Origin of the sequence: Kitasatospora sp. NPDC096140, from assembly GCF_040303045.1 — a bacterium.
GTDB lineage: Bacteria > Actinomycetota > Actinomycetes > Streptomycetales > Streptomycetaceae > Kitasatospora.
On record NZ_JBEOUW010000010.1, the window covers coordinates 102,336 to 108,503 of the forward strand.

A 6,168-nucleotide genomic window follows, 5' to 3' on the forward strand; every position below is an offset into this window, starting at 1 on the left:
GCCTCCCACTGTTCGGGCGGTCCGGGAGCGGCGGTACGGGCGCGGTTACTTCTTCGCCGCGGCGCGCTTGCGCGGTGCCGCCTTCTTCGCCGCCGCGGCGACCGGGGCGTCCGCGAAGTCGCTCGGCAGGATGTCCCGCAGGAACTTGCCGGTGTGGCTCTCCGGGACGGCGGCGATCTGCTCGGGGGTGCCCTCGGCGACGACCGTGCCGCCGCCGGAGCCGCCCTCGGGACCCATGTCGACGACCCAGTCGGCGGTCTTGATCACATCGAGGTTGTGCTCGATGACGATCACCGTGTTGCCCTTGTCGACCAGCCCGCTGAGCACCTTGATCAGCTTGCTGATGTCCTCGAAGTGCAGACCGGTGGTCGGCTCGTCCAGCACGTACACCGTCCGCCCGGTGGAGCGCTTCTGCAGCTCCGAGGCGAGCTTGACGCGCTGCGCCTCGCCGCCGGAGAGGGTGGGCGCGGACTGGCCGAGCCGGACGTAGCCGAGGCCGACGTCGTTGAGCGTCCTGAGGTGCCGGGCGATCGCCGGGACGGCCTCGAAGAAGGCCAGCGCCTCCTCGATCGGCATGTCCAGCACCTCGGCGATGGACTTGCCCTTGTAGTGCACCTCCAGCGTCTCCCGGTTGTACCGGGCGCCGTGGCAGACCTCGCACGGGACGTAGACGTCCGGCAGGAAGTTCATCTCGATCTTGATCGTGCCGTCGCCCGAGCAGTTCTCGCAGCGACCGCCCTTGACGTTGAACGAGAACCGGCCCGGCAGGTAGCCGCGGACCTTGGCCTCCTGGGTCTCCGCGAAGAGCCGGCGGACGTGGTCGAACACCCCGGTGTAGGTGGCCGGGTTGGAGCGCGGCGTGCGGCCGATCGGCGACTGGTCGACGTGCACCACCTTGTCCACCTGGTCGGTGCCGGTGATCCGGGTGTGCCGGCCGGGCACGCTGCGGGCGCCGTTCAGCTCCCGGGCGAGGTGGGTGTAGAGGATGTCGTTGACCAGCGTCGACTTGCCGGAGCCGGAGACCCCGGTGATCGCGGTGAAGGTGCCGAGCGGGAAGCCGACCGTGACGTCCTTGAGGTTGTGCTCGCGCGCACCGTGGACGGTCAACTGCCGCTTCTTGTCCCGCTCGCGGCGGGAGTCCGGGATCGGGATGGACCGCTTGCCCGAGAGGTACTGGCCGGTCAGCGACTCCTTGTTGCCGAGCAGCTGCTTCAGCGAACCGGAGTGCACCACCTTGCCGCCGTGCTCGCCCGCGCCCGGGCCGATGTCGACCACCCAGTCCGCGGTCTTGATGGTGTCCTCGTCGTGCTCGACCACGATCAGGGTGTTGCCGATGTCGCGCAGCCGCACCAGCGTCTCGATCAGCCGGTGGTTGTCCCGCTGGTGCAGGCCGATGGACGGCTCGTCCAGCACGTAGAGCACGCCGACCAGGCCGGAACCGATCTGGGTGGCCAGCCGGATGCGCTGGGCCTCGCCGCCGGACAGGGTGCCGGCCGCGCGGTCGAGCGAGAGGTAGTCCAGGCCGACGTCGACCAGGAAGCGCAGCCGCTCGTTGACCTCCTTGAGGACCCGCTCGGCGATCTGCTTGTCCCGGGCGTTGAGCTTCATCGCGCCCAGGAACTCGGCGCAGTCGCTGATCGACATCGAGGAGACGTCGGCGATCGACCTGTCCTCGACGGTGACCGCGAGCACCACCGGCTTGAGCCGGGTGCCCCGGCACGTCGGGCAGGGCACCTCGCGCATGTAGCCCTCGAAGCGCTCGCGGCTGCTGTCGCTCTCCGCCTCGGTGTGCCGGCGCTGGATGAACGGGACGGCGCCCTCGAAGCCGGTGCTGTACGAGCGCTCGCGGCCGAAGCGGTTGCGGTAGCGGACCTGCACCTGGTGCTTGTGCCCGTACAGCAGCGCCTTCTTGGCGCGGGCGGGCAGCCCGGCCCACGGGATGTCGGTGCGGAAGCCGAGCTCCTCGGCGAGCGCGTCGATCAGGCGCTGGAAGTACTCCTTGGCGTGCCCGGCCGACCACGGGTGGATCGCGCCCTCGTCCAGCGAGCGCTCCGGGTCCGGTACGACCAGCTCCGGGTCGACCTCCATCCGGTTGCCCAGGCCCGAGCAGTCCGGGCAGGCGCCGAACGGCGAGTTGAAGGAGAACGAGCGCGGCTCCAGCTCCTCGAACGACACGTCGTCGTACGGGCAGTAGAGGTGCTCGGAGTACATCCGCTCGCGCTCCGGGTCGTCCTCGGGGAGGTCGACGAAGTCGAGCACGACCATGCCGCCGGACAGCCGCAGGGCCGTCTCCACCGAGTCGGTGAGCCGCCGCTTGGCGCTCTCCTTGACGGTGAGGCGGTCGATGACCACCTCGACGGTGTGCTTCTCCTGCTTCTTCAGCTTCGGCGGCTCGGCGAGCTGGATCGTCTCGCCGTCGACGCGGGCGCGGGAGTAGCCCTTGGACTGGAGGTCGGCGAAGAGGTCGACGAACTCGCCCTTGCGCTCGCGCACCACCGGGCTGAGCACCTGGAACCGGGTGCCCTCGGCGAGCTCCAGCACCTTGTCCACGATCGCCTGCGGCGACTGCTTGGCGATCGGGCGGCCGCAGTGCGGACAGTGGGGCTTGCCGATCCGGGCGAACAGCAGGCGCAGGTAGTCGTAGACCTCGGTGATGGTGCCGACGGTCGAACGGGGGTTGCGGTTGGTGGACTTCTGGTCGATCGAGACGGCCGGGGAGAGGCCTTCGATGAAGTCCACGTCGGGCTTGTCCATCTGCCCGAGGAACTGACGGGCGTAGGACGACAGCGACTCGACGTACCGGCGCTGGCCCTCGGCGAAGATCGTGTCGAAGGCGAGCGAGGACTTGCCGGAGCCGGAGAGGCCCGTGAAGACGATGAGGGAGTCGCGGGGCAGGTCGAGCGAGACGTTCTTGAGGTTGTGCTCGCGAGCACCGCGGACGATGAGGCGGTCGGCCACTGCTTCTGGCGCCTTTCTCCGGGGCGAGACGGCTTGCGGTGAGATTCGGTACTTCTTCCAGGATGCGGCAGCCAGCCTATAGCTCAGACGTTCGAATCTCGACTCTGTCCAGTGGAGACCACCCGAACGAGTGAGGGCGGGGCCGGGACGGTCCGTACCCACACCGTGCGCGTACCGAAAAACTCCCTGCTCAGGGCCCGGATCCGGCGGTAGCGTCGACTGGTCAACGAGCGAAGCCCCCTGCGGGCAACGCGCAGTCTCCCGACAGAAGGCAGATTCGATGACCGACCCGCAGTCCGCCGCCGCCTCCGCCGCCGCCTGGCTCGGCCAGGTCGAGGAGAGCACCCAGCGCCTGCTGCAGACCGTCTCCGGGCTGGAGCCCGGGGCCGTCGCCGAACCCTCCGCGCTCCCCGGCTGGACCCGTGGCCACGTGCTGGCCCACCTCGCCCGCAACGCCGACTCCCTGGTCAACCTGCTGACCGGCGCCCGCACCGGCGCCGACATCCCGCAGTACGTCAGCAACGAGGCCCGTGACCAGGACATCGAGCGCGACGCGCCCCGCCCGCTGGAGGTCCACCTCGCCGACCTGCGCGAGTCGCACGCCCGCTTCACCGAGGCCGCCGCGCTGCTGACCCCGCAGGCCTGGACGGCAGAGGTGAAGCACCGCTCCGGCTACGTCTTCCCGGCCTCCGACATCCCGCACAAGCGCCTGCTGGAGGTCGAGTACCACCACGTCGACCTGGCCGCCGGCCACGGCCCGGGCGACTGGCCGCAGGAGTTCGCCGTCGAGGAGTTCCACCGGCTCGTGGAGAAGCTCCACGGCCCCGGCCTGCCACTCGTCGAGGTGCGCGCCGAGGACACCGGGAGCTTCGGCCTGATCGGCACCGGCACCCCCGCGCTGACCGTCGAGGGCCCGCAGCGCGCTCTGACCGCCTGGCTCTCCGGCCGCTCCGACGGCGCCGGCCTGCGCCGCACCCCCGACACCGCCCTCCCCCCGCTTCCCCCGATGGGCTGACGGCGCGAGGATGATCCTGAACCCTGTTGGCGGGTCCGGACTAGGACGAGGAGCGGACGGATGACGTACCACGGAGCGGTCAAGGTCGGCGGGCCGCCGGACGTACGGGAACTGGCCCACCTGATCATCACCAAGGTGGCCGTCGGCCCGTACGACAACAACGCCTACCTGCTGCGCTGCCGGGCCACCGACGAGCAGCTGCTGATCGACGCCGCCGCGGACGCCCCGGTGCTGCTGGAGACCGTCGGCGACGAGCTGGAGACCGTGGTCACCACCCACCGGCACCACGACCACTGGGCCGCGCTGGCCGAGGTGGTCGCCACCACCGGCGCCCGCACCGCCGCCGGCGAGCAGGACGCCGAGGGCATCGACGTGCCCACCGAGCTGCGGCTCGCGGACGGCGAGCGGCTGCGGGTCGGCGACGTCGAGCTCACCGTCCGGCACCTGGTCGGGCACACCCCCGGCGCCATCGTGCTGATCTACGACGACCCGCAGGGCCACCCGCACGTCTTCACCGGCGACTGCCTCTTCCCCGGCGGCGTCGGCAACACCTGGGGTGACCCGGAGGCCTTCAAGAGCCTCTTCCGGGACGTCAACGAGAAGATCTTCGACGCCCTGCCGGACGAGGCCTGGGTCTACCCCGGCCACGGCAACGACACCACCCTCGGCGCCGAACGCCCGCACCTCGACGAGTGGCGCGAGCGCGGCTGGTAGCGGCTTCCGGGCCGGTCGGCTCCGCCCGGAGCCGACCGGCCCGGCTCAACGCTCGCTTCCCGAGAGGTGCCGGGCGCACGCACACGACGGTTCCATGCAGAGACACACCAGGGCGACGGCCCTGGACACCTCCCGGATACCGCCGGGACAGGCCCAATGCGCATCGAGCCGGCACTCGGCGCTGACATAGCGCCCGGCTTTGCCCACATCGAAACGGATCACGATGCCGGTCGGCGAGGCCGAGCGGCGGGCGGCAGCGGTCATGACCAGGCCCTCATGTCGATCATGTTGAAGTCCTCCAGCTCCACCCAGACGATGACTTCGCCCGTGGCGTCGGTGGAGCCCCATGCACAGCCCGACCGAAGGATGTCGAGCACCTCGGTCCACTGCGTGGAGGAGGTGTCGCCCGGTGCGGTAGTGGAGAGCCGGACGCGACCGGCCTTCCCTTTGGTGATTCGCACGGGAGCCCCGGCCGCCTGACCGAGCGAGGCCTTGAGCAGACTCGTGCGCATGCTGATCTGCACCGACGTTCCCCTTATCGGTACGGTGAAATCGTATCGATAGAGTAGCCGCCTGAGCGTTACGGTGTCAGCCGCAACGCACCATTCGGAGCGAGGAGGCCGAGGCGTGAGCGACACACCCTCTTACCTGCACGTCGCGGACACCTTGCGCGGCCACATCACCTCCCGGCGGCTTCAGCCGGGCGATCGGATGCCGTCCATCAGTGCGCTTCAGCGCGAGCACAACGTCTCGACCGGCGTGGTCCAGCGGGCGTACGCCGTACTGATCGACGAAGGACTCGTTCTCGCGCGGCCAGGCGCCGGTTACTACGTGAAGTCCCAGGAACCACCGGCCGTCCTGGTACGTCGCCAGCGCGTCGCACCCGGCGACGGATCTCCGACGGAGGCCGCTCTCGCCCGACAAGGCGTGGTCGGAACCTGGCGACACGAGTCACAGCCTCGTGCCGCCGACACCCGCATCGCCGCCCGACTGGAGATCCAGCCCGGCGATCCGGTGATGCACACCAGCTACGTCTACCTGGCCGACGGCGATCCGGCTCAGCTCGCCGAGAGCTGGGAGTCCATGGCGATCACCGGCGGCAGCCTGATCGTCCTCCCGGAGGCTGGTCCGCACGCCGGCGTCGGCGTCGCCGACCGGATGGCCCTCATCGGCATCGAGGTCGGCATGCCGGTCGAACGCGTCTCCGCCCGTCAGGTCACCCGCTCCGAGGCCCAAGCCCTCGGCGTCGCTCCCGCCGTGCCCGTGATGGCGATCGAGCGCACCTACTACGACCAGACCACCGGCCGCCCGGTCGAGACCGCCGACATCGTCCTGCTCGGCTCGCGCTGGGTCGCCGAGTACGGTCGGCGCCCACAGAACTGAGCCCCGCCGCCGGCCAGGTAGACGTAGCTGGTGTGCATCACCGGATCGCCGGGCTGGATCTCCAGTCGGGCGGCGATGCGGGTGTCGGCGGCACGAGG

At 70.3% G+C, this 6,168-nt stretch carries 6 protein-coding genes; 3 read left to right on the top strand and 3 right to left on the bottom strand.

The window, feature by feature from the left end; translation table 11 throughout:
- Positions 1 to 45 precede the first annotated feature (45 nt).
- Positions 46 to 2,958, bottom strand: a complete 2,913-nt coding sequence (gene uvrA / locus ABT048_RS12895) for an excinuclease ABC subunit UvrA (protein ID WP_350521397.1) — start codon at positions 2,956 to 2,958, stop codon at positions 46 to 48.
- 280 nt (positions 2,959 to 3,238) lie between these two features.
- Between uvrA and ABT048_RS12900 the strand changes: the two genes are divergently transcribed.
- Together ABT048_RS12900 and ABT048_RS12905 are read left to right on the top strand one after the other, a co-directional pair.
- Positions 3,239 to 3,973 (top strand): maleylpyruvate isomerase family mycothiol-dependent enzyme, encoded by a 735-nt coding sequence (locus ABT048_RS12900; protein WP_350521398.1) that lies wholly within the window; start codon positions 3,239 to 3,241, stop codon positions 3,971 to 3,973.
- A 60-nt stretch (positions 3,974 to 4,033) separates the two neighbouring features.
- Positions 4,034 to 4,687 (top strand): MBL fold metallo-hydrolase, encoded by a 654-nt coding sequence (locus ABT048_RS12905; protein WP_350521399.1) that lies wholly within the window; start codon positions 4,034 to 4,036, stop codon positions 4,685 to 4,687.
- Positions 4,688 to 4,732: 45 nt separating this feature from the next.
- Here ABT048_RS12905 and ABT048_RS12910 read toward each other — a convergent pair whose 3' ends face one another.
- The gene (locus tag ABT048_RS12910; RefSeq protein ID WP_350521400.1) at positions 4,733 to 4,951 is read right to left on the bottom strand and encodes a hypothetical protein; all 219 of its coding nucleotides are present in this window, start codon (positions 4,949 to 4,951) and stop codon (positions 4,733 to 4,735) included.
- A complete protein-coding gene (locus tag ABT048_RS12915) occupies positions 4,948 to 5,211 on the bottom strand; it encodes a hypothetical protein (RefSeq protein ID WP_350521401.1) in 264 nt (87 codons plus the stop codon). Before ABT048_RS12915 ends, ABT048_RS12910 begins: the two co-directional genes overlap by 4 nt.
- A 103-nt stretch (positions 5,212 to 5,314) precedes the next feature.
- Between ABT048_RS12915 and ABT048_RS12920 the strand changes: the two genes are divergently transcribed.
- Positions 5,315 to 6,070, top strand: a complete 756-nt coding sequence (locus tag ABT048_RS12920; RefSeq protein WP_350521402.1) for a GntR family transcriptional regulator — start codon at positions 5,315 to 5,317, stop codon at positions 6,068 to 6,070.
- Positions 6,071 to 6,168 lie beyond the last annotated feature (98 nt).